The sequence below is a fragment of the Acerihabitans arboris genome (genome assembly GCF_010131535.1).
Taxonomy (GTDB): domain Bacteria; phylum Pseudomonadota; class Gammaproteobacteria; order Enterobacterales; family Enterobacteriaceae; genus Acerihabitans; species Acerihabitans arboris.
Map to the genome: position 1 here is coordinate 124,687 of NZ_WUBS01000009.1, position 23,623 is coordinate 148,309.

The following is a 23,623-nucleotide window of genomic DNA, read 5'->3' on the forward strand; positions in this document are numbered from 1 at the left end:
GGAGGTCCGCCGGTGGCCATAGTTCAATCATCCTCGCGCTTTCTGCGCCTGGCGGCGACGCATGTATTACTGCTGGGTTTTATCGCCATGATCCTGTTCCCGCTGCTGATGGTGCTGGCGATTTCGCTGCGTATCGGCAACTTTGCCACCGGCAGCCTGATCCCCGGGCAGATTTCCCTCGAGCACTGGCGGCTGGCGCTGGGACTGAGCGTGCGGCACGCGGACGGCGGCATCACGCCGCCGCCGTTTCCGGTGCTGCTGTGGTTATGGAATTCGGTCAAGGTGGCGTCGGTTACCGCCGTGGGCATCGTGGCGCTGTCCACCACCTGCGCCTACGCTTTCGCCCGCATGCGGTTTCGCGGTAAAAGCCCCTTGCTCAAGGGCATGCTGATTTTCCAGATGTTCCCGGCGGTGCTGTCGCTGGTGGCGCTGTATGTACTGTTTGATCGGCTTGGGCAGTACCTGCCGTTTCTCGGTCTTAATACCCACGGCGGGGTGATATTCGCCTATCTTGGCGGCATCACGCTGCACGTGTGGACCATCAAGGGCTATTTCGACACCATCGAGGGATCGCTGGAGGAGGCGGCCGCCCTGGACGGCGCCACGCCCTGGCAGTCGTTCCGGCTGGTACTGCTGCCGCTGTCGGTACCGATCCTGGCGGTGGTGTTCGTGCTGTCGTTTATCGGCGCCATTACCGAGGTGCCGGTGGCGTCGCTGCTGCTGCGCGACGTGGACAACTTTACCCTGGCGGTGGGCATGCAGCAGTATCTCAATCCGCAAAACTATTTGTGGGGGGATTTTGCCGCCGCGGCGGTGCTGTCCGCCATACCTATTACCCTGCTGTTTTTGCTGGCCCAGCGCTGGCTGGTAAGCGGTCTTACCGCCGGGGGCCTGAAAGGTTAAGCCACTGTTGTTGTAATTTGCGTATATGTCTGTGTCCTGTGTCTTTGGCGACGTAATGTCGCCATTTTTTTGCCTGATGGCCGGCGCGGCCCCTGGATCGGTTGTGCCGGAAACAATACCGGTCTTTAACGCAATTGACGGCGTCGGTTGATATCCCGCAGCAGCCGGTTAATCCCGGCATTATCAAATATCTCCTCCAGGCTTAGCGTCAGCTTGCGGCGCCAGTTCGGGTATTCATTGCCGGTGCCGGGCACGTTGACCGGCGCGGCGATATCCAGCCAATCCTCGGGTTGCAATCCCAATAACGTGCTGGCGCTATCGGCCAGATAGCGGTGTATGGCGCGGTTAAGCACCGGCGACATCGGCAGGGTATCAGCCAGTGGCGAGACCCGCCGCGGCAGGCAGCCGTGGCGGTGCAGGGCGGTCAGCAGCCCCTGGCGCGAGCGCCGCCGGTCCTTATGCAGGTAACGCAGCGCCGACTCAATGGGATAGAGTCCCAGCGTCTGCCCGAGCCGGAGATCGCCCGCCCCCCAATAGCCGCGCAGCGTCGGCAAATCATGGGTGGCGGCGGTGGCCATCGACTGCGGCGGGTACGCCCCGGGCGCCAGGAAATTATGGTGGGCGTCCTGCTCGAAATACAGCACTTTATAGGAATACACGCCGCTGCCGCGCAGCCGCGCGAGGATCTCATGCGGCACCGTGCCCAAATCCTCGCCGATCACCATGCAGCGGTTGCGCTGGCTCTCAAGCGCCAGGATGGACAGCAGATCCTCCATCGGATAATGAACATAGGCGCCCTGTCCGGCGGTATCGCCCAGCGGGATCCACCACAGGCGCAGCAGCGACATCACATGATCGATGCGCAGCGCCCCGCAGCCCTGCATATTAGATCGCACCAGATCGATAAACGGCTGGTACCCGCGTAAGGCCATCTCGCGGGGATCCATGGGGGCCAGCCCCCAGTTCTGTCCCCGCGGACCGAGCATATCCGGCGGCGCGCCCACCGACGCCCCCAGGCAATACAATGCCGGGTCGCTCCAGGTTTCCGCGCCGCCGTCGCCAACTCCCACCGCCAAATCGCGATATAGCCCGATGGGCATGCCCAGCGCGCGGCACAACGCGAAACACTCGGCGAACTGACCATCGGCCAGCCATTGCAGCCAAAGATAAAACGCGATCTCATCGCCATGCCGCTGGCGGAACGTCTGGGTGCCGGCGCCCCGGATATCGCGGCAATCCTCCGGCCAGTCCGGCCAGCCCACGCAGGACGCGTCCCGCGCCAGCAGAGACTCATGCAGGGCGTCAAATTCGGCCTGATGGCGCAGGCTGGCGCCGCCCAGACGCACAAAAGCGGCAAAAGCCAGCCGCTGCCCATCCTGCTCTTCCCGCAGGTTAAACTGTTGCCAGCACAGCCGCAGCGCGGTTAATTTCAGGGCGCCGACCCCAGGGTAATCCACGTCAGCCGCGGCGCGCGCTTGCGCCAACCGGCGCTGCACGTCCGCCCGCGCCCACCATAGCCGCGCCGCCGGGCTAAGGTGGAAATCCTCCAGGCTATTGATGTCGATATACAGCGTATTCAGCCAGCGCCGCGATGACGGGCTGTAGGGACTGGCATTGCCCGGCATGGCCGGATAAAGCGCATGGAGCGGGTTAAGGCCGACAAACGCGCCGCCGCGCCGGGCGATTTCCCGCACCATCTTTTTCAGATCGCCGGTATCGCCGATGCCCCAGTTGGCCGCCGAGCGCAGCGTATAGAGCTGAACGCAGGCGCCCCACAGCCTTTGCCCGCCGAGCAGCGCCTCGGGCTGATAGCAGCGGGGCGGGGCGATGATCACCCGGCAGCGCCACGCGCGCGCGCCCTGGCTTAAGGTTAGCCGGTGATAGCCGCACGCCAGGACGCGGGGCAGTTGCAGCGGGGATCCGGCGCTCACCTCACCCTGGAGGAAACCGCCCTGTTCGGTATACAGCCGCCACTGGTAATCGCCCTCGCCGCCGGGCGTCAGCGCCGCCGGCTCGTCCCGTCGCCAAACGGCCACCGGCGGCAGCGGTTCCGTGGTGACGGCCGCGAGTCCGGCCCGGCATCCCATGGCGTCCAGCAGCCGGCGTTTGGTCTGTGGCGAGATGGTCTGGCGCCGGCCCAGGGCGTTGATATATTCGCTGCCGATTCCGGCCTGGGCCGATAGCTGTTCCAGCAAAAGTTCTTCCATTATCCTTCCCGCCGTGGGCCGCTGATGACTGGTACCGCCGTTGATCATGACCTGGCGGGGCGCGACCGGCATCCTCCCGGTGATGGGTTATGTGAGGAGGAGCGACGAGGCGTAGTAAAAATTGTGACAGGGCGCAATTTACCAAAATATGAAATGGATAACCTTGGGCAATAATTACTTACAATATTATTACAATAATTAACAGTTAGTTTTCGACAGTTATTGCGCACCTCCGGGGAAATAAAAAGAATGCTAATCCCATCAAAACTCAGACGGCCGGCAAGGCTGCATAATACGGTGCCGCGCCAGCGTTTGCTGGACCGGCTTTCTTCAGCGGCCAACTATCGCCTGGCGCTGATTACCAGTCCCGCCGGGTACGGCAAAACGACGCTTATTGCGCAGTGGGCGGCGGCAAGACAGGATTTGGGCTGGTTTTCGCTTGATGAAAGTGACAATGAACCTGAGATATTTGCCAATTACCTGGTGGCGGCCATCCAGCAGGCGACGGACGGCCATTGCCTGCGCAGCGAGGCATTGGCGCAGAAGCATCAGTATGCCAGCCTTGCCACCCTGTTTGCCCAGCTGTCGGTGGATCTGGCCGACTGGGACAAGCCGCTGTTTTTAGTGATCGACGATTATCATCTGATCACCAATTCGGTGATACACGACGCCATGCGCGGCCTGTTGCGCCAGCAGCCGGATAACCTCAAGCTGGTTTTACTATCGCGCAACCTGCCGTCGCTGGGCATCGCCAACCTGCGGGTGCGCGATCAACTGCTGGAAATCGGCAGCCAGCAACTGGCCTTTACCCATGAGGAGGCGAAGCTGTTTTTCGATTGCCGTCTCGATATGTCCATCGAATCCCAGGATAGCAACCGGCTTTGTGACGAAGTGGCGGGCTGGGCGACGGCGCTGCAATTGATTGTGCTGTCCACCCGTCAGTCCGATACGCCGGCCAGTAAAACCGCCCGGCGGCTGTCGGGCATCAATGCGGGTCATTTGTCCGATTACCTGGTGGATGAGGTGCTCGATCGGGTGGACGGCGCCACCCGGCGTTTCCTGCTGCGCTGTTCGCTGCTGCGCTCGATGAACGACGTGTTGATTGACCGGCTGACGGGCGAGGAAAACGGTCAGCAGCGGCTGGAGCAAACCGAGCACCAGGGGCTGTTTATCCAGCGCATGGACGATAGCGGCGAATGGTTTCGTTTTCATCCATTATTCGCCGGTTTCCTGCGCCAGCGCTGCCAGTGGGAACTGGCGGCCGAGCTGCCCGAGATCCACCGTAGCGCCGCCGCCGGCTGGCTGGAGCTGGGTTATCCCGGCGAGGCCATTCACCATGCGATGGCGGCGGATGATGTGGAGATGATGTGCCGGATCCTGCTCGATAGCGGCTGGACGCTGTTTAACCATGGCGAGCTGGCGCTGTTGGATCGTTGCCTGAAGCATCTGCCCTATGACGTATTGATCCTGCGTCCGCGGCTGGTGTTGTTGAAGGGTTGGCTGGCCCAGAGCCAGCACAGATGCGCCGAGGTGGCGAGCCTGCTGGCCCATGACAAAGCGGAGATGGCCCGTCGCAAGCTCGATGTCTCGCCCTGGCTGGCGGCGGAGTTCAACGCCCTGCTGGCGCAGGTGGCCATCAACACCGGCAAGCCCGACGAAGCGGAAGCCCTGGCGGCCGAAGCGCTGCGGTTTTTGCCGCAGTGCAATTATTTCGGCCGCATCGTCGCCACGTCGGTGACCGGCGAAGTCGCGCACTGCAAAGGACAGTTGACCATTGCGCTGACCATGATGCAGCAGACCGATCGGATGGCGCGCCAGCACGGGGTATACCATTACGCGTTATGGGCGCTGTTGCAGCAAAGCGAGATCCTGATAGCCCAGGGATATTTGCAGGCGGCATTTGAAATACAGGATAAGGCGTTTGAGCTGGTGGGCGAGCAACATCTGGAACAGTTGCCGATGCATGAGTTCCTGCTGCGGCTGCGCGCGCAGTTGCTCTGGTCCTGGTCGCGCCTGGACGAGGCTGAACAGGCCGCCCTCGCCGGGCTGAAGGTCCTGGCCGGCGCCGAGCCGCAGCAGCAGTTGCAGTGCCTGGCCATGCTGGCCAAAATCGCCTTGGCGCGCGGTGATTTCGACAATGCCCGTAGCCACCTGCATCGTTGCGAAAACCTGATGAGCGGCGCGCAATACCATAGCGATTGGGTAACCAACGCCGATAAGCCCCGGGTGTTGTTTTGGCAGTTGACCGGCGACACCGATGCCGCCGCGCGGTGGCTGGGCCAGACGGTAAAACCGGATAATGTCGATAACCATTTTTTGCAGGGCCAGTGGCGTAATATCGCGCGCGCCCAAATCCTGCTCGGTCAGTTTGACGAGGCGGAAGTGGTGCTGGACGAGCTTAACGATAACGCCCGGCAGTTGCGTCTGGTCAGCGACCTTAACCGTAATCTGTTGCTGAATAACCTGATTTATTGGCATGCCGGGCGGAAGAATGATGCCCAAAAGGTGTTGATGGAGGCGCTGTCGTTAGCTAATCGCACCGGCTTTATCAGCCATTTTGTCATCGAGGGCGAAACGATGGCGGTGCAACTGAGGCAACTACTGCAGCTGGGCGTGCTGCCGGAGCTGGAGCAACAGCGTACCCGGCGCATCCTGCGCGATATCAATGCCCATCACCGGCATAAGTTCGCCCATTTCGATGAGGATTTTGTCCAACAGCTGCTGCATCATCCGCAGGTGCCGGAGCTGATTCGCATCAGTCCGCTGACCCAGCGCGAGTGGCAGGTGCTGGGGCTGATTTATTCGGGGTACAGCAATAATCAAATCGCCGGCGAGCTGGAGGTGGCGGCGACCACCATCAAGACCCATATCCGCAATCTTTATCAAAAGCTGGGCGTGGGGCAGCGGCAGGATGCGGTGCAGCAGGTGAAAAAGATGTTGACGATGATTGGTTATGCGGTGTAGAGGGCGTGCTATCGGCACGCTTGGTCTGTTGACCATCCCGCCGCCTTCCTTTTTGAGTGCTGGCGTAATGGGGTGGAGGGTTTCGGTACTATAGCTGTCTCATGGAGGATTTAGCGCAGGGGCTGGCGGTAAGGTTTATGTCGCCCCGGCGAGTCTGGCGTGCGGTAAGGTTTATGTCGCGCCGGTGGGGTCTGGCTGGCGGTAAGGTTTATGTCGCGCCGGTGGGGTCTGGCTGGCGGTAAGGTTTATGTCGCGCCGGTGGGGTCTGGCTGGCGGTAAGGTTTATGTCGCGCCGGTGGGGTCTGGCTGGCGGTAAGGTTTATGTTGCCCCGGCGAGGGTTTCGCTTGCCTTGCGTTGGGTGGTTATTGGTATTGCCGGGTGCCGGCAAGCAACCAGAGGGACCGTTCGCCCGGTCCCTCTGGACTCCCATGCGTCCGGCAGGTCGTGCGCCGCTGCGCGGTCCCCGGCATCGCCGCATCACGGCTTTTGGACCGCCCGGGATGCGCTCCCGGCGCAACCCGGGCTTTCGCCGCTCCCGGCGGCTCATCCAGCCGTGATTTGCGCCGCCGGCGCACTCTATGCCGGCACAAGGTCAACACCATCGTCTGCAAGAGAAGGCGTTTTTTGTTTGTTTATGGGAGTATGCATATACCGGGGGGGAAACAGCGGTAATTTTTGGCTAAAGGCTAAAGGCTAAAGGCTAAAGGCTAAAGGCTTATGCCGGATGACCTGATTTTCGCTGTGCCAGTTGCTTCCCATAATGATTAGCAGTATCTCAATCTATACTTCCTGACCCTCAACACCAGCAACGCTATAGCCTAATAAAAAAGCATTGCTAACAGCGACATTTGGGCCGGCATAGAGCGCGCTGGCGCAGGAAGGCATCGCGCAGCGACGCGCGACCTGCCGGACGCGCGGAGGTCAAGGAGGGTGTCGCGAAACACCCTCCTTGTCGCTTGCCGGCACCCGGCAATACCAATAACCACCCAACGCAAGGCAAGCGAAACCCTCGCCGGGGCAACATAAACCTTACCGCCAGCCAGACCCCGCCGGGGTGACATAAAGCCTACCGCAGGCGAAACCCTCCCCCCGTTGTCAGCAAACTCGGCGTGCCATCGGCACATACACTCTCTCACTACCGGCTACTGGCGCCGGATTCAGAAGTGAGTGTTCAGGCCAAGGTAGAATGTCCTGCCCGGTTCGTTGTAGGTGGCGGCGCCGGCGCCGTACATATAGGCGTTGGTGGCGGCGTTGCCGGTGGTCTGGGCGTTGCCGGCGCGGAACTGGCGCTTATCGAACAGGTTGTCGATGCCCAGGGTGACGCTGGCGTATTTGTTGACATCATAGGTGCCGCTCAGGCCGATAATGGCGTAAGGGCTGACCTCGTCGGTTTCGCTGCCGGTAACGCGTTCGCCCTTGTAGTTGTACTTCTTCGGTTTTTGGGTGCCGTACCAGGAAAGGGTGGACTGCACCGACAGATCCTGGCGCGCCTGCCAGCTCAAGGTTGAGTTCAGCGTATATTCCGGGATGATGGACAGGTAATCGCCGGTCTCTTTATTCTTGCTTTCAATCATGTAGGTGATGTTGTTATTCCAGGAGATGGTTTCGCTGACCGGGATGTTCAGCGTGCCTTCCAGCCCTTGTACCACCGCTTTGGGGACGTTTTCCCAACGGTAGATATCGGACGCGCCGTTGGTCGATACGCCGGTCGGCACATAACCCGCCTCGATTTTATTGCGGTAATCATTGCGGAAATAGGTCACTCCCGCCTGATAGCCGTCGCGCTTGAATTCCAGCCCGATTTCCTTGTTGATGCTGGTTTCCGCCTTCAGGTCATCATTACCCAGCAGATAGCAACCGCCGGTGCTGGCGGCGCAGCCCTGGCCGCGGCTGTAGAGCAGGTAGTTGGGATTGGTCTGGAACAGGCTCGGCGCTTTATAGGCGCGGGCAATGCCCATCTTCAGGGTGAAATCATCGCCCAGCCCCTGCGAGAGGTTAAGGGAGGGGCTCCAGTTGTCGCCGACGATGGAGTGGTGATCGAAGCGCAGCCCCGGCACCAGCATGGTGCTGTCGGTCAGTTCCATATTATCCTCGGTAAACAGCGAGAAAATATCGGCCGAGGAGTACGGGCTGCGGCCGGTGCTGGATACGCCCGGGATAGCGCCGCCCAACAGGGTCTGGGTATTCGACGCCGGATCCTTCATTTTCTGCTGGTTCCATTCGCTGCCGACCGTCAGGGTCTGGTTGACCCCCAGCTCAAACGGTACGCTGAGTTCGGTATGCGCCAGCAGGCTGTCCAACTCGATGGTGGAGAAATCGTCATTGGAGAAAATGCCTTCCGTGCCGCCGGCCAGTCCCTCGTTCAGCCGGGTATTCTTGGTGCGCTCATACTGCACATAGTTCATGGTGCTGATGCCGCTGTCCCAGGCGCCGCGATAGGTCAGGGCATGGGTCTGGCGGTAGATGCGGTTGGTTTCGTTACCGTAGTTATCCTCTACCAGCGCGCTGGTATTGGTATTCTGGGTATCGCCGGCGTAAATGTTGCCCTGGCGGCTGTAAGTGGTTTCATACTCCAGCGAGTGCATCGGCGCCAGATCCCAGTGCAGCAGGGCATCGATATTTTTGTCCCTGACGCCTTCGCGTCCGGCCGGGATGGTATCGGCATAGGTGCCGGTACGCAGGGATTGATGGCCGTCGTTAAGATCGCGGGCATCGGCCTTGGTTTTACTGTAGCCGCCGGTCAGGCGAAAGCTGAATGCGTCGCTGAGCGGCCCGGCCAGGCTGAAGTTGGTGCGTTTGGTCGACCCTTCGTCATCATGCTGCGGCATATTCATGTAGGTATTCCATGAACCATGCCACTCCCCGGTCTCTTTTTTGGTAATAATATTAACCACGCCGCCTGCGGCCCCATTGCCGTAGCGCGCCGCAGCCGGACCGCGGATCACCTCGATATGATCGATCATTTCCGGCGGCACCCAGGCGGTATCGCCGCGGGTATCGCGCTCGCCGCGCCAGCCCTGGCGCACCGAGTTGCGGCTGCTGACCGGCAGGCCGTCAATCAGGACCAGGGTATTTTCCGGCCCCATGCCGCGAATATCGATCTGGCGGTTATTGCCGCGCTGGCCGCTGGTGGAGTTGCCGGTCAGGTTGACGCCGGGCATGGTGCGGATAATTTCCGACACATCGCGGGCGGGCGGTCGTTTCCTGATTTCATCGGCGGAGATGGTGGATACCCCCGGCGCCTGCAGGTTTTGCTTCGCCGCGGTGACCACGATGGTATCGCCGGTGGCGGTACTCTTGCCGGCGGTTTGAGCGCCGTCGCTTGCCGTGGTGTTGCCCGACGTCGCGGGTGTTGATACCGGTGCTGTGGTAGTGCTGTCGGCCGCAAACGCAGCCAAAGGAAGTGCCAGAGTCCCCAGGCCCAGACTGATTAAGGTCGCTAAGGAGTAACCTGATAATGTGGTATGCATATTATCCCTGATCTGAAGCCGATCCGGAGACTGCGCTGGCGGAAATCCAGCGGTATGGACGGCCTGATGTTTTATTATGTTGATAAAATAAGCAGTTTTTCAGCAACTGCCCGGCGGCGAAAGGCCAATGTTAACCTGCTGTTAACATTGCGTTATTTCCTCGATCAGTCAATCCAATGACAAATAAAACCGACCCTTTACGGAACTTTTACACACTATTGCAAATAGAAATAATTATCAATAGTATTAAGTTTACGTTTTATATTAAAAGGTCTACATTCGGGTTTTCCATAAGGAATAGTGCACGGTGAATAAAGAGATATTGGCCCGTGCCGACGTAGGCGGCGACGGCTGGTGGCGGGAGGTGGAACGCCAGGGCGCGCCTTGGGTGGAGCCAGGCCCGGCCGGACAATGCGGCGTCATCTTCCTGTGGCGTGATCCAGAGGGCGACGAGCGCGCATCCGCTATTCGCCGGGTATGGATAAACATCAGCGGCGTGACCGACCATCACGGCAATACCGGTCCGCAAAGCCTTGAGCGTATCGCCGGCACGGATGTCTGGTACTGGCAAACCCGGCTTGGGGAAAGCTGGCGGGGCAGTTACTGCTTTATCCCGTGCCGGGACGACGGTGCTTTCGTCACGCTGACGATGGCGCCCGTGGACCGGGCCGCGTTGCGCAACGCCTGGCGCGGTTTATTCGCCGGCGCGGTGGCCGATAGGCTAAATCCGCTGCGCGCCTGGACCAACGGGCGCGGCCATCCGGTTTCCGCGCTGCATATGCCGCGGGCGCCCGCGCAGGCGGCCTGGCGCGAGTTTGACAAGATCGGTCCGGTGGCCGGGCGCACCCTGCCGCCGTTGCCGGCGCCCGCGGGGCTTGAGCGTCATCGCTGGTTAAGCGAGCGCCTGGGCAATACCCGCGATATATGGATATTCACCACCGGCCGGCGGCGCGAAGCCGAACGCCCCCTCGCCATCCTGCTCGACGGACAGTTCTGGTCGCGGCAGATGCCGGTTTGGTCGCCGCTGCTGCACATGACCCGGACCGGGGGCCTGCCAGAGGCGGTCTATGTGCTGATCGACGCCATCGATACCCGGCAGCGCGGGCGCGAATTAACCTGCAATCCTGACTTCTGGCTGGCGGTGCGGGAAGAACTGCTGCCACAGTTGGCAACCTGGGCGCCGTACCGTGCCGATCCGGCCACGACGGTGGTGGCGGGGCAAAGCTTTGGCGGCCTGTCGGCCCTGTACGCCGCGCTGAACTGGCCCGGGCATTTTGGCTGCGTGCTAAGCCAGTCCGGATCCTTCTGGTGGCCAGACCGGGATTTGGCGCAGGCCGAGAACGTCCCCGGCGACGCCAGCCGGCTGCTGGGCCAGATAGCGCAGGGACTGGGCGACGGTCAGGCGTTAAAGGCGTTTATCGAGGTCGGCGCCAGGGAGCAGCTTATCCATCGGGTAAACGACCGTTTAGCCGATCTCCTGCGCCGGCGCGGGCATCAGGTCGATTACCGGGTGGTGGACGGCGGCCACGACGCGCTGTGCTGGCGCGGCGGACTGCTGGACGGGCTTGCCGCGCTGTGGTCCGGCATGTCGCCTATGCCCTGGCTCTTTACCCGCGCTTAGCCATTTCCACCCATGGGCCATGCCTGTTTTCAGCTATTACGCACTGATGCAAGGAGTCTGTTTTGGAACAACTCAACCCATTTGACGACCCGCTGCAGGACTGTCTGGTGTTACGCAATCAGCAATCTCAATATAGCCTCTGGCCTGATTTCAGTCCGGTGCCCCGCGGCTGGGCGCCGGTATTCGGCCCGGCGCCGCGCGCTGAATGCGGCCGTTGGCTGGAAACTCATTGGACCGATATGCGTCCCGCCGCGCTGCGTGGCGCATAACCGGCGCAATCATTCGTTTTAAAGGAGCTACCGCCGTGTCAGACATATCCTTGCCAACCGACGCCGATGGACAAGCGATCGAAATGCCCCTGGTGGCGGCGCAACCCGGTATCTGGGTTGCCGACCAACTCTCCCCGCTGCATAACGCCTATGCGGTGGCCCATTACATTGAGCTAAAGGGCGATATCAACAGCGATTGCCTGCTGCGCGCCATCGGCCAGGGTATGGGCGAGGCCGATACCCTGCGGATGCGCTTTGCCGAACGTGACGGCATCCCGGTGCAATGGGTCGCAGACGATCGGACGTTTGATCGCCCCGATTGCCTGGATCTCGGCGCCGCCGAGGGAGCGGAGAGCGCCGCGCTGGCGCTGATGCAAGAGGATCTGGCGGGCGACATGCGCGCGCTGAGCGGCAAACCGCTGTACCGGCATATGCTGATACGCGTGGCCCGCGATCGCTGGTTTTGGTATCAGCGCTACCATCACCTGCAGGTGGACGGCTTTAGTTTTACCGCCGTCACCCGGCGCATTGCCGCGCTGTATACCGCCTTGATGCGGCTAGAGACGCCGTCGCCGCCTCCTTTTACCCCGTTCCGGGCGGTGGTGGAGGAATACCAGGCTTATCATCAGTCGGACGCCTGGCAACGCGACGCCGCTTTCTGGCGGGAAAAAGCCGGGCAACTGCCGGCGCCGGCCACGCTGGCGCTCAAACCGCTGTCCGGCCAGGCCGCCACCACCCGGTTGCTGCGGCATACGCTGAATCTTGACACCCGGTTGCTGAACGTCCTGGTAACGGGACAACAACGCGCGCCGGGCGTCGCCGATCTGGCCCTGGCGCTGGTGGCGCTATGGTTTGCCCGGCTGAGCGGGCAAACGTCCTATGCCGCCGGCTTTATCTTCATGCGCCGTATGGGCTCGGCGGCCCTGGACGCCACCGGCCCGGTGATCAATGTCCTGCCGCTGGCCGTCAACGTCGGCCCGCGACAGACGCTGGGCGAACTGGCTTCCACCCTGTCCGGCGAGCTGAAAAGCCTGCGCCGCCATCAGCGCTATGACTCGGAGCAGGTGCAGCGCGATCTGGGCCGGACCGGCGACGGACAGCCGATGTTCGGCCCGGTATTTAACCTGAAGATGTTCGATTTCCAGCTGGATTTTGCCGGGGTGGAAGGCGTGACCCGCGCCCTGGCCTCGGGACCGGTGCGGGATGTGGAAATCGCGTTATACCTCGGCGAACAGGAGGTGGCGGTGGAACTGGTGGCCAATGCCGAACGTTACACCGCCGCCGAACTGGCCGGCCACGCCCGCCGCCTGCCGTTGCTGCTGCGCCAGTTTGCCGCCGCCCCCGCGCTGCAATGCGGCCGGGCCGATCTGCTGGACGCTCCCGACCATGCGTTGTTGGCGCGCATCAATGACACCGCCAGGCCGGTGGCGCCAGATACGCTCAGCACCCTGCTGGCGCGGCAGGCGTTGCGCGCGCCGCAGGCCATGGCGCTGATGGATACGCGGCGCCGCCTGACCTATGGCGAAACCCGCGAACAGGTGCTGGCGCTGGCGCAACGACTGGTGGCGCGGGGGGTGCGGCCGGGCGATATTGTCGCCGTCGCGCTGCCGCGTTCGGTATTTCTGTCGCTGGCGCTGATGGCCATTGTCGAGGTGGGCGCCGCCTACCTGCCGCTGGACACCGGCTATCCGGACGACCGGCTGTGGCTGATGCTGGACGACGCGCGGCCCCGCCTGATTATCACCAGCGAAGATCAGGCCGCGCGTTTCGACACCCGCGGCGCCCTGCTGCTGTATGACGCGCCGCTGGCCCAAGATCCGCGGCTGCCGCAGGCCTTCCCGGGGCCGTCGGTGCATCATCCCGCCTATATTATCTACACCTCCGGCTCGACCGGGCGGCCGAAAGGCGTGGTGGTGGCCCATGACGCCATCGTGAACCGTTTGCTGTGGATGCAGGATCATTATCCGTTGACCGCCGCCGACGTGGTATTGCAGAAAACCCCCTGCAGCTTTGATGTGTCGGTGTGGGAATTTTTCTGGCCGCTGATCGTCGGCGCGCGGCTGGTGATGGCGCCGCCGGACGCCCACCGCGATCCGCAGGCCCTGCTGCAGCTGATGGCGGATTATCGCGTGACCACCCTGCATTTCGTCCCTTCGATGCTGGCGGCGTTTGTCACCGCGCTGGCCGATGACGACGCCGTTGCCTGCTGCGGTACATTGCGCCGGGTATTTTGCAGCGGCGAGGCGCTGCCCGCCGAGCTGTCCCGCCTGTGGCAACGGCGTACCGGCGTGGAACTGCATAATCTGTACGGCCCGACCGAGGCCGCGGTTGATGTGAGCTGGTACCCCGCCCATGGCGAGGTGCTGGCGGCGATCGGCGGGGCGAATGTCCCGATCGGCTTCCCGGTATGGAATACCGGCCTGCGTATTCTTGACGGGCGGTTGCGCCCGGTGCCGCCGGGCGTGGCGGGCGATCTTTACCTGACCGGCGCACAGTTGGCCCAAGGCTATCTGGCACGCGCGGAGCTGACCGCCAGCCGGTTCGTGGCCGATCCCGACGGCGACGGCGGGCGGATGTACCGCACCGGCGATATTGCCCGCTGGCTGGATAACGGCGCGGTGGAATATCTGGGACGCAGCGACGATCAGCTTAAAATCCGCGGGCAGCGTGTCGAGCTAAGTGAAATCGACCATGCCCTGCTGTTATTGCCGGGCGTGCGCCAGGCGGTGACCCATGCCCGCGTATTGGGCGCCATGCCCGACGCCGGCGCCGGCGGCGACGCCCGGCAACTGGTCGGCTACCTGGTGGCCCAGCCGGGCGAAACGCTGCATCCCGAGGCGCTGCGCGCCGCCCTGGCCGAACGGCTGCCCGCGCATATGGTGCCGGTGGCGCTGGTCGAGCTTCCCGCCCTGCCGCTCAGCGCCAACGGCAAGCTCGATCGTAAGGCGCTGCCGTTGCCGCGGGCCCGTCAGGCCGCCCGTGGGCGTGCGCCGCAAACGGCAACCGAGCGGCGGATTGCCGCGTTGTTTGCGCAACTGTTGCAACAGGAGATCGGGTCGGTTGATGATGACTTTTTCGCCCTCGGCGGCCACTCCCTGCTGGCGATGCGGCTGGCGGCCGAACTGCGCCGGGCGCTGGGCAAGCCGGTTACCGTCGGGCAGGTGATGGTGGCCTCGACGGTGGCGCAGCTGGCCGTGTTATTGGACGATAACGGCCGCGATCGGGACGACGATGCGCAGCGCTCCGGCCTGGACGCGGTGTTGCCGCTACGTCATGGCAACGGCCCGCCGCTGTTCTGTTTCCACCCCGCGTCCGGATTTGCCTGGCAGTTCAGCGTGCTGCGGCGCTATCTCGATCCGCGCTGGCCGCTGGTGGGTATTCAGTCGCCGCGTCCGGACGGCCCGCTGCAACGCTGCGACGATCTGGAGCAGGTATGCGACGCGCACCTGCTGACCGTGCGTAACGTGCAGCCGCACGGACCCTATCATTTTATCGGCTACTCGCTGGGCGGCACGCTGGCGCAGGGTATTGCGGCCCGCTTGCGCGCCGCGGGGGAAACGGTGGCGTTTCTCGGCCTGCTCGATACCTACCCGCCGGAAACCCGCAACTGGAATGCGGTGCAGGGTAAGCACGTGCTGGATCCGGAAGTGCTGGAGGAAGTGCGGCGCGAGCGCGAGCAGTTTATCGCCGCGCAGCAGGGCATAGCCGAGCCGGCGGGAGGCGGACAGCGGCGGCTGTTTGATGATATCGAGGGTAACTATGCGGATTCGGTGCGCCTGCTGGCGGCCAGCCGCAGCGCGTATTTTGCCGGGGAAGCCACGCTGTTCGTGGCGCGCCGCACGCTGCCCGCCGATATGGACGTGCGGCAAACCTGGTCGACCTATGTGGGCAAGCTGAGCGTACATGAGCTGGACTGCGCCCATGTGGATATCATCTCGCCCGCCTCGTTCCAGGTGCTCGGCCCGCTGCTCAACCAGGTGCTCAGGGAACTGTAGGCGTCAGCTCCGGCCCAGCGGCACGATCATCGGCGTATGGGACACGGGATCGTCGATGATCATGCAGCGCAGGCCGAACACCTGTTCCACCAGCTCGGCGGTAACGATATCCCCGGGCGCGCCCTGGGCCAGGATACGGCCGTCGCGCATGGCCACCAGATGGGTGGCGTAGCGGCACGCATGGTTAAGATCGTGCAGCACCACCACCAGCGTATGGCCGCCGTTGCGGTTCAGGTCGCGCATCAGCTCCAGCAGATCTATCTGGTGGGCAATATCCAGCCAGGTGGTGGGTTCGTCCAGCAGCAGCAGCGGCGTTTGCTGCGCCAGCACCATGGCTATCCACACCCGCTGGCGCTGTCCGCCGGACAAGGTATCCACCGACCGTCCCGCCAGTTCGCCGACGCCGGTGGCCCGCATCGCCTCCAGCACCGCCTGTTCATCCCGCTCACTCCAGCGGCTTAACAGTGATTGGTGGGGATAGCGCCCGCGCGCCACCAGATCGCCCACCGTAATATCCCCGGGCGCGCTGGAGCTTTGCGGCAATAATCCCAGCCGCCGCGCCACTTCCTTGGTGGCGTAACTGCCGATCTCCCGGCCGTCAAGCCATACGGTGCCCTGGTTCGGGCGCATCAGGCGGCTTAGCGTGCGCAGCAAGGTCGATTTCCCGCAGGCGTTTGGCCCTATTATCACCGTCAGTTCGCCATCGGGTATAGCAATGGACAGATCGCGGACGATGATTTTTTTATCATAGCCGAGCGTAAGATGTTCCGCCCGCAGACGGTCGGACGACGGGTTAACGGCGCTCATTTTTTTCGCGACTCCCGGATTAATAGACCGATCAGATAGATGCCGCCGATGCTGACGGTAACCACCCCGACGGGAAGCTGATGAGGGATAAACATGCGCTGGGCGACGAGATCGGCCGCCAGCAGCAGCAGCGCGCCGGTCAGCGCGGCCAGGGGAATAAGCAGGGTCTGGGTGCCCGCCAGCCGGCGCGATATCTGCGGCGCCACCAGGGCGATAAAGGATATGGGGCCGGCGGCGGCCGTGGCGGCGGCGGTCAGCGCCACGCCCGCCAGCATCAGGCCCAGGCGCGATTTTTCCACCGGCACGCCGAGCGCGCAGGCGGCGTCATCGCCCATTTCCAATAGCCGCATGCGGCGGGACAGCGCCAGGGCCAGGAAGAACGCCATGGCGATCGGCACGGACACCGGCAGGCATTTTGCCCAGGTCATGCCGTTAAGCGATCCGGATCTCCATAGCCCGACGGTCAGCGCGGACTCCAGCGAGGCGCTGACCACCAGCCAGGTATTAAGCGACACCAGCAGGGCGCGGATGGCGATGCCGACGATGATCAGCCGAAAGGTCTGGATGCCGTTGCGCCAGGCCAGCAGGTAGACCACGGCGGCGGTCGCCAGTCCGCCGGCCAGCGCCGCGCCGGTAATGCCCAGGTAGCTGCTGCTGAACAGGACAATGGCTATCAGTACGGCGCTGTGCGCGCCGGTATTAAAGCCCATGACATCGGGACTGCCGAGCGGATTACGCATTAATGATTGAAAAATGGCACCGCTGGCGCCAAGCGCCGCGCCCAGCAGTAACGCCATCGCCACCCGGGGCAGCCGCCATTGCGTCACGATAACCTGGATATTGTGCGCCTCCGCGCCGCGCAAGGCGTCCACCACCTGGGCGGCGGAGAGCGGCAGCGAACCGGCGCCAAGGCCGTAAATCGCCAGCGTAAGGCATGCGAGCAGCAAAACGCCGGTAGCGACGATAACCCTGGCCCGGGACCGCCGGTTTACCATCATAGCCGGCTGATCATCCGGTGGCGGCGCACCAGGGCGATCAGCACCGGCGCGCCGAGTAGCGCGGTGATAACCGATACGCGCAGCTCGCCGGGCACAATCACCCGGCCGATCATATCGCTGCCCAGCAGCAGCAGCGGCGTGAGCAGCAATGTCCAGGGCATCAGCCAACGGTGGTCCGGGCCGGTAATCCAGCGCGCAATATGCGGCATCATCAGCCCGACAAAAGCAATAGGTCCGACCAGCGCCGTGGCCGCGCCGCATAACAAGGTGATGGCCGCCAGCCCGAGAAGCTGGGTTACGCCCACCCGCGAGCCCAGCGCCGTCGCCAGCTCGCTGCCCATGCTCAGGGTATTCAGCGCCCGCGTCAGCCACAGCGTCAGGCCGGTGCCCAGCACGATGGGCCAGATCACCGCTTTCACCACCGCCATGCTGCGGATATCCAGCGTACCGGCCTGCCAGAAACGCAGTTGGTCGTAGACCAGCGGATTAAGCAGTGAAATGCCGGAGGCCATGCCGTCCAGCACCGCGCCCAGGGCCACGCCCGCCAGGGTTAAACGAATGGGATTCAACCGTCCGCCGCCCACCGCGCCGATTAACGCCACCAGCAGGGCGGCGGCCAGCGCGCCGGCAAACGCAAACCAGAGATAGCGATCGATGGAGCCGGCGCCAAAAAAGGTGATGCCCAACACCACGGCAAAACCCGCGCCGGCGTTAACGCCGAGAATGCCGGGATCGGCCAGCGGATTGCGGGTCAGGGTTTGCATCAGGGCGCCGGACAGGCCGAGGGCGATACCGGCCAGCAGCCCGGCCAGCATACGCGGCAGGCGGCTGTTAAGGATGATAATGCAATCCGGACTGCGGCATGCGCCGGTCAGCGCGGGCAATACCTGGTCGGAGGGAATGGTTTTGGCGCCGATAAATAAGCTGGCCGCCATCAACAATGCCAACAGTACACTAACAAATAGCAATCCGTAATAATGGCGCATAAAAGACTAGACCATAAATTATATGATAATGATATTTATTATCGTTATTACTCGCAACTACTTATGATAGCATGACTGCTTCCATTATTGCAGCGTCCAATAGCGGCGAATTCCGAGTAGTCAACGCCTTATGCAAAAACCCTCTTTCATGCTCGATATCAGCCTGCTCAAAACCCATCCCGCGTTCCGGGCGATTTTCCTGGCGCGTTTTTTATCCATCCTGGCGCTCGGCATGCTGGCGGTGGCGGTGCCGGTGCAGATACAGGCCATGACGGGGTCTACCCTGCGGGTGGGGCTGGCGGTGACGTTGGCGGGCGGCGGCATGTTCGTCGGCCTGCTGGCCGGCGGGGTCATGGCGGATCGCCACGAGCGGCGCGGGCTTATCCTGTTTGCCCGCTCCACCTGCGGGGTGGGGTTTATCGGCCTGTGCATCAATGCGCTGCTGCCGGCGCCGTCGCTTTTCGCGATTTACCTGCTGGCGGTATGGGATGGTTTTTTTGGCGCGGTGGGCGTCACGGCGTTGCTGGCCGCCACGCCGGCGCTGGTCGGGCGGGAAAATGTCATGCAGGCGGGGGCCATCAGCATGCTTACCGTACGCTTCGGCGCTATTTTATCGCCGGCGGTGGGCGGCCTGATCATCGCCTCCGGCGGCGTGGCCTGGAACTACGGCCTGGCGGCGTTCGGCACGCTGTTAACGCTGTTGCCGCTGCTCCGGTTGCCCAGGCTCGCGCCGCCGCCCCAGCCCAAGGAGCATCCGTTGCGCTCGCTGGCGGGGGGGGTAACCTACCTGTTCCAGCATAAAACCATCGGTTTGGTAGCGCTGATCGGCGCCCTGCTAACCATGACCAGCGCGGTGCGGGTGCTTTATCCGGCGTTGGCGGTCAGCTGGCATATCAACGCCGCCCGGCTGGGGTTAATGTATTCGGCGGTGCCCCTGGGCGCGGCGATAGCCGCGTTTACCAGCGGCCGGGTTGCCGCCACGGCGCGACCGGGCTGGATGCTGCTGGCCACCGCCGTTGCGGCGTTTATTACCGTCGCGGTGTTCAGCCTGGCGCCGTTTTTCGCCCTGGCGCTGCTCTGCCTGGTGGGATTTGGTTATTTCAGCGCCATCAATTCGCTGTTGCAATATGCGCTGATACAAAAACTGACGCCGGATCATCTGCTGGGCCGGATCAACGGCCTGTGGACCGCGCAGAACGTCACCGGCGACGCGCTGGGGGCGCTGGTGCTGGGCGGCTTGGGCACCCTGATGCCGCCGGGGCTGGCCGCCGCCGCGTTCGCCCTGGCGGCGGCCCTGGCCGGGATACTGCCGGCGTTGGCGCTGCGCGGTCTGCGCGCCGTGGATATGGACAAGGATGGCGCAGTGGAAAACCCCGCCCGCTAGGGACGGGGAAAGATCAGGGTTTAACGAACAGCTGTTCCAGACGGGCCAGCACATTGCTGGCGCTGTAGTAATCAAGACGGAAGGTATCGTTGCCGAGGGCGTAGACCCGGTGGTTTTGCACCGCCGGCAGATGCGCCAGGAACGGGTTGGCCAATAACGCCCGGGCATTGGCGTCATCGTTGGCAAACAGCAGGAAGGTTTGCCCGTTCAGCCCGGTCGCCAGATTTTCGCCGGACAGTTGGACGATATCCTTGCGCTTGCCCATGCTTTGCCCGCCGGAAAGGCTTTTGGGCGGTTCGGCAAGCTGGAAACCCAGCTGGCGCAGCAGCTGGCCCTGGGACGAATCGGCGGTCCACAGGTTGGCGGCTTTGCCGTCCGGTTGGTAAACCAGGGCGGATACCGGCTGCGGCGGCAACGCCAGCCGTTGTTTCAGCGCCTGCTGGCGGACATCGAACTGGGTGATGATAGCAAGCGCCTGGGCCTCGTGGCCGGTTGCCTGTCCGAGCTCACGAGCCAGATCCTGCCAGCTTTTATCGTCATAGTTGACCACCAGCGTCGGCGCCAGCGGGGACAGCTGATCGTACAGGCGCAGGGCGGAATCGCCGCCGGTGGCGGCAATAATAATCAGATCGGGGTTCTGGCCGGCGATGGCCTCGGCATCCGGCTCGCCGATATAGAGGCGCCGGACCCCGCGTTGTTTGGCCACGCCGGCCCATTGGCGGAAAAAGCCCTGCTCGTCGGCCACCCGGTTGTTTGGCGTGGTGGCGCCGCTGGCAACCACCGGCGCGCCGATGGCCAACAGCGTGCCGGTGAGGGTGACGCTGGTGGACACAATGCGTTGCGGCGCGCGCTCAAGGGTAATGGCGCCGCGGGTGCCCGCCACCTGTCGCGGCCAGCCGCTCTCGGCGGCGCGCAGCGGGGCCGCCAGCAGGCAGGAAAGCGCCGCCAGGGCGAGCCAATTCAGGGCGGATCGACGCCGGGATTGTGCAGTGGTCATATCTGAAAATTCCTGGGATAAGAGTGCATGTTTGATATGCATCAACATTACGGAAGATGGGCGACAAAAACCACCCGTGAGCGGTAAAACGCGATTTACGTTTATTGACACGGCAGATTCTACGACGTAGTTTAATGACTAACAATACAAATGATAATAATTATTATTGTGTTTATCATTTGTCAATAGCGGAGACCGCCACGTGGAATTTTCATTGTTACGACAGACATCACCAGGCGACGCGGATGCCATTATAAACGGATTTTTCTTCATGTCGCCCTATCGCAGCTTCGTTACCCAAGGGCGTTTTTGCGCCATTGAAACCCCCGCGGGTTCGGGGCATCAGCGGGAAGGCATGTTCCAGCGGGAACTGCGCCACGCGTTCAGGCGCGCCAGGAATGCCGGTATTGAACGGCCGGTAGTGGTGGGCGCCATTCCGTTTGACGCCGACCGGCCCCCGTCGCTGTTTATCCCGCAAAGCAGCCATGGGTTCGATCGCCAGACGTTTTTGCAGGGCCGGAACGTGCGCGGCGGCGCGCTGCCGCAGGTGATTGAAAAAGTCGAGCGTCCGTTGGAACATGACTTTCGGCGCATGGTGGCGCAGGCGGTCGAGGCGACCGGGCAGCAGCGTTTGAGTAAAGTGGTGCTGTCGCGCCTGCTGGATATTACCACCCGCGAGCCGGTGGATACCGCGGCGCTGATGCGGCGGATCGTCGCCCAAAATCCCGCCAGTTATAATTTTCATGTGCCCCTGGACGACGGCGCCTTGCTTGGCGCCAGCCCCGAACTGCTGCTGCGCAAGATCGGCCGCCGCTTTTACTCCACGCCGCTGGCGGGTTCCGCCCGGCGCGATGCCGAGCCTGATCGGGATGCCGCCGCCGGTCGTCAATTGCTGGATTCAGCCAAGGACCGTTATGAGCATCAGTTGGTCATTGATCAGATGCGCGAGGTGCTGTCGCCGTACAGCGAGGGTTTAAACGTGCCTTCCGAGCCCGGACTGGTCAATACGCCCACCCTGTGGCATTTGGCCACGGCCATCGACGGCGACGTGGCGGACCCCGAGGTCAATGCCCTGTCGTTGGCCTGCCTGCTGCATCCCACTCCCGCGCTGTGCGGCGCCCCGACCGACCGCGCGCGCCGGTTAATCCGGACCCTGGAACCCTTTGATCGCGATCTGTTCGGCGGCATGGTGGGTTGGTGCGATGAGGAGGGCAATGGCGAATGGGTGGTCACCATCCGCTGCGCCCGGGTGGCGGGCAACCAGGTCAGGTTGTTTGCCGGGGCGGGGATCGTGCCCGCCTCCACGCCCGAATCGGAATGGCGCGAAACCGGCGTAAAGCTCAACACCATGCTGAGCGCGTTCGGATTGCACTAAAAGAACAGGAGAGATGATGAGCATAACGTTTAACCGTTGGCCGGATGAATTTGCGGCCCGCTACCGCGCCAAGGGATACTGGCTGGATGTGCCCCTCACCGATATTATCGACCGCCGTAAAGACAGCGACGCGCTGGCGGTGGTCTGCGGCGATCGCCGCCTGAGCTATCGCGATATTGATCGGTTAACCGACCGGCTGGCCGCGGCGCTTGCGCGCCGGGGACTGGCGGCGGGGGATACCGCGCTGGTGCAGCTGGGCAATGTGGCTGAATTTTACCTGGTGCTGTTTGCCCTGCTGAAAATAGGCGTGGCGCCGGTCAATGCGCTGTTTAGCCACCAGCGCAGCGAACTGAACGCCTACGCGGAGCAAATCAAACCGGCGCTGCTGATTGCCGACAGGCATCATGCGCTGTTTACGGATGATGCGTTTATCGGGGAACTGCGGCAACTGCATCCGTCGCTTCGGGTGGTGGCGATGCGCAATGACGCCGCGCCGGAATCTGGTTTGGCGCATTTGTTCGACGAAGCGCCGGGCTATTTCATCGCCACGCCCACGCCCGCCGATGAAGTGGCTTTTTTCCAGCTTTCCGGCGGCAGCACCGGCACGCCGAAGCTGATCCCGCGCACTCATAACGACTATTACTACAGTATCCGCGTCAGCGTGGAAGTTTGCCGTTTTGACCGGGATACCCGTTACCTGTGCGCGCTGCCGGCGGCGCATAATTATCCGCTGAGCTCACCGGGGGCGCTGGGGGTATTTTACGGCGGCGGCAGCGTGGTGCTGGCTAATGATCCGAGCGCCAATGTCTGTTTCCCGCTGATAGCGCAACATAAGATCACGGTCACCGGACTGGTGCCGCCCGCCGTGACGCTGTGGCTGCAGGCCATGGAGCAGTGGGGCGACCGCGGGCAACTGGCCAGCCTGCGGTTATTACAGGTCGGCGGCGCCAAGCTCGGCGAAACCCTGGCCGCCCGCATACCGGCGGAGCTGGGCTGCCGGCTGCAGCAGGTATTCGGCATGGCCGAGGGGCTGGTGAACTACACCCGGCTGGACGATGACGACGAGCATATGTTTACCACCCAGGGACGCCCGATGTCGCCGGATGATGAGGTCTGGGTGGCCGACGGGCAGGGTAATCCGCTGCCGCCGGGCCAGGTCGGGCGCCTGATGACGCGCGGGCCTTATACCTTCCGCGGTTATTACCAAAGCCCGGAGCACAATGCCGAGGCGTTTGACGCCGACGGGTTTTATTGTTCCGGCGATTTGGTTGAGCTGACCCCGGACGGCTACCTGAAAGTCCAGGGGCGCGAGAAAGATCAGATCAACCGCGGCGGGGAAAAGATCGCCGCTGAAGAGGTGGAAAATTTACTGCTGCGCCATCCGCACGTGGTGAACGTGGCCTTGGTATCGATGGCCGACGAAATGATTGGCGAAAAGAGCTGCGCCTATATCGTCACGTCGCAGGATATCAAACCGGTGGTCTTGCGCCGCCATCTTCGCCAACTGGGCGTGGCGGAGTTCAAGTTACCCGACCGTTTTGAACGGGTTGACGAATTGCCGCTGACGCCGGTGGGCAAGGTTGATAAAAAACGGCTGCGCCAGCTGATTGACGCCTCCACTACCACCCCCGCCGCAGGAGAATAAA

The 23,623-nt window shown here is 62.8% G+C and carries 14 protein-coding genes; 8 read left to right on the top strand and 6 right to left on the bottom strand.

The genetic code is table 11. The features are described from left to right. Window positions 1-12 precede the first annotated feature (12 nt). A complete protein-coding gene (gene malG, locus GRH90_RS13850; RefSeq protein WP_162366543.1) occupies window positions 13-903 on the top strand; it encodes a maltose ABC transporter permease MalG in 891 nt (296 codons plus the stop codon). Between the two features lie 125 nt (window positions 904-1,028). Here the strand turns inward: malG and malQ are convergent, their stop codons facing one another. Further along, on the bottom strand, window positions 1,029-3,110 hold the full coding sequence (gene malQ, locus GRH90_RS13855) for a 4-alpha-glucanotransferase (RefSeq protein ID WP_162366544.1): 2,082 nt from the start codon (window positions 3,108-3,110) through the stop codon (window positions 1,029-1,031). Between the two features lie 249 nt (window positions 3,111-3,359). On the opposite strand from malQ, the gene malT reads away from it, so the two are divergent. Further along, window positions 3,360-6,074: an HTH-type transcriptional regulator MalT gene (gene malT / locus GRH90_RS13860; RefSeq protein ID WP_162366545.1), complete on the top strand. Its 2,715-nt coding sequence runs from the start codon at window positions 3,360-3,362 to the stop codon at window positions 6,072-6,074. 1,158 nt (window positions 6,075-7,232) lie between these two features. Here malT and GRH90_RS13865 read toward each other — a convergent pair. Next, complete coding sequence (locus GRH90_RS13865; RefSeq protein ID WP_162366546.1) at window positions 7,233-9,545, bottom strand: TonB-dependent siderophore receptor; 2,313 nt, start codon at window positions 9,543-9,545, stop codon at window positions 7,233-7,235. A gap of 307 nt (window positions 9,546-9,852) precedes the next feature. Here GRH90_RS13865 and fes point away from each other — a divergent pair, with 307 nt between their 5' ends. The 3 genes from fes to GRH90_RS13880 all read left to right on the top strand — a co-directional run bounded on the left by fes (window position 9,853) and on the right by GRH90_RS13880 (window position 15,430). Then, a complete protein-coding gene (gene fes / locus GRH90_RS13870) occupies window positions 9,853-11,166 on the top strand; it encodes an enterochelin esterase (protein WP_162366547.1) in 1,314 nt (437 codons plus the stop codon). A gap of 62 nt (window positions 11,167-11,228) precedes the next feature. Beyond that, window positions 11,229-11,435, top strand: coding sequence for an MbtH family protein (locus tag GRH90_RS13875; RefSeq protein WP_162366548.1), 207 nt, complete (start codon window positions 11,229-11,231; stop codon window positions 11,433-11,435). Between the two features lie 83 nt (window positions 11,436-11,518). Continuing rightward, complete coding sequence (locus GRH90_RS13880; RefSeq protein WP_162366649.1) at window positions 11,519-15,430, top strand: enterobactin synthase subunit F; 3,912 nt, start codon at window positions 11,519-11,521, stop codon at window positions 15,428-15,430. 3 nt (window positions 15,431-15,433) lie between these two features. Here the strand turns inward: GRH90_RS13880 and GRH90_RS13885 are convergent, their stop codons facing one another. From GRH90_RS13885 to fepD, 3 genes are read right to left on the bottom strand one after another with little or no spacing between them, the layout of a single operon-like run. Beyond that, complete coding sequence (locus tag GRH90_RS13885; RefSeq protein WP_162366549.1) at window positions 15,434-16,237, bottom strand: ATP-binding cassette domain-containing protein; 804 nt, start codon at window positions 16,235-16,237, stop codon at window positions 15,434-15,436. Further along, a complete protein-coding gene (gene fepG / locus GRH90_RS13890) occupies window positions 16,234-17,235 on the bottom strand; it encodes an iron-enterobactin ABC transporter permease (RefSeq protein ID WP_162366550.1) in 1,002 nt (333 codons plus the stop codon). Before fepG ends, GRH90_RS13885 begins: the two co-directional genes overlap by 4 nt. Next, complete coding sequence (fepD, locus tag GRH90_RS13895; protein WP_162366551.1) at window positions 17,232-18,221, bottom strand: Fe(3+)-siderophore ABC transporter permease; 990 nt, start codon at window positions 18,219-18,221, stop codon at window positions 17,232-17,234. The genes fepG and fepD overlap by 4 nt, the downstream gene beginning before the upstream one ends. A gap of 130 nt (window positions 18,222-18,351) precedes the next feature. Between fepD and entS the strand changes: the two genes are divergently transcribed. After that, window positions 18,352-19,605, top strand: a complete 1,254-nt coding sequence (entS, locus tag GRH90_RS13900) for an enterobactin transporter EntS (RefSeq protein ID WP_162366552.1) — start codon at window positions 18,352-18,354, stop codon at window positions 19,603-19,605. A 13-nt stretch (window positions 19,606-19,618) separates the two neighbouring features. Here entS and fepB read toward each other — a convergent pair whose 3' ends face one another. Beyond that, the gene (fepB, locus tag GRH90_RS13905; protein ID WP_162366553.1) at window positions 19,619-20,602 is read right to left on the bottom strand and encodes a Fe2+-enterobactin ABC transporter substrate-binding protein; all 984 of its coding nucleotides are present in this window, start codon (window positions 20,600-20,602) and stop codon (window positions 19,619-19,621) included. Window positions 20,603-20,804: 202 nt separating this feature from the next. Here fepB and GRH90_RS13910 point away from each other — a divergent pair, with 202 nt between their 5' ends. Both GRH90_RS13910 and GRH90_RS13915 read left to right on the top strand, forming a co-directional pair. After that, window positions 20,805-21,977, top strand: a complete 1,173-nt coding sequence (locus tag GRH90_RS13910; protein ID WP_312857187.1) for an isochorismate synthase — start codon at window positions 20,805-20,807, stop codon at window positions 21,975-21,977. Window positions 21,978-21,993: 16 nt separating this feature from the next. Then, on the top strand, window positions 21,994-23,622 hold the full coding sequence (locus GRH90_RS13915; RefSeq protein ID WP_162366555.1) for a (2,3-dihydroxybenzoyl)adenylate synthase: 1,629 nt from the start codon (window positions 21,994-21,996) through the stop codon (window positions 23,620-23,622). Window position 23,623 lies beyond the last annotated feature (1 nt).

Bases quoted from the DNA above. Each gene is read 5' to 3' on its own strand.
- malQ (WP_162366544.1), bottom strand. From the start codon at position 3,110: ATGGAAGAACTTTTGCTGGAACAGCTATCGGCCCAGGCCGGAATCGGC.
- malT (WP_162366545.1), top strand. From the start codon at position 3,360: ATGCTAATCCCATCAAAACTCAGACGGCCGGCAAGGCTGCATAATACG.
- GRH90_RS13865 (WP_162366546.1), bottom strand. From the start codon at position 9,545: ATGCATACCACATTATCAGGTTACTCCTTAGCGACCTTAATCAGTCTG.
- GRH90_RS13880 (WP_162366649.1), top strand. From the start codon at position 11,519: ATGCCCCTGGTGGCGGCGCAACCCGGTATCTGGGTTGCCGACCAACTC.
- GRH90_RS13885 (WP_162366549.1), bottom strand. From the start codon at position 16,237: ATGAGCGCCGTTAACCCGTCGTCCGACCGTCTGCGGGCGGAACATCTT.
- fepG (WP_162366550.1), bottom strand. From the start codon at position 17,235: ATGATGGTAAACCGGCGGTCCCGGGCCAGGGTTATCGTCGCTACCGGC.
- fepD (WP_162366551.1), bottom strand. From the start codon at position 18,221: ATGCGCCATTATTACGGATTGCTATTTGTTAGTGTACTGTTGGCATTG.
- entS (WP_162366552.1), top strand. From the start codon at position 18,352: ATGCAAAAACCCTCTTTCATGCTCGATATCAGCCTGCTCAAAACCCAT.
- fepB (WP_162366553.1), bottom strand. From the start codon at position 20,602: ATGACCACTGCACAATCCCGGCGTCGATCCGCCCTGAATTGGCTCGCC.
- GRH90_RS13915 (WP_162366555.1), top strand. From the start codon at position 21,994: ATGAGCATAACGTTTAACCGTTGGCCGGATGAATTTGCGGCCCGCTAC.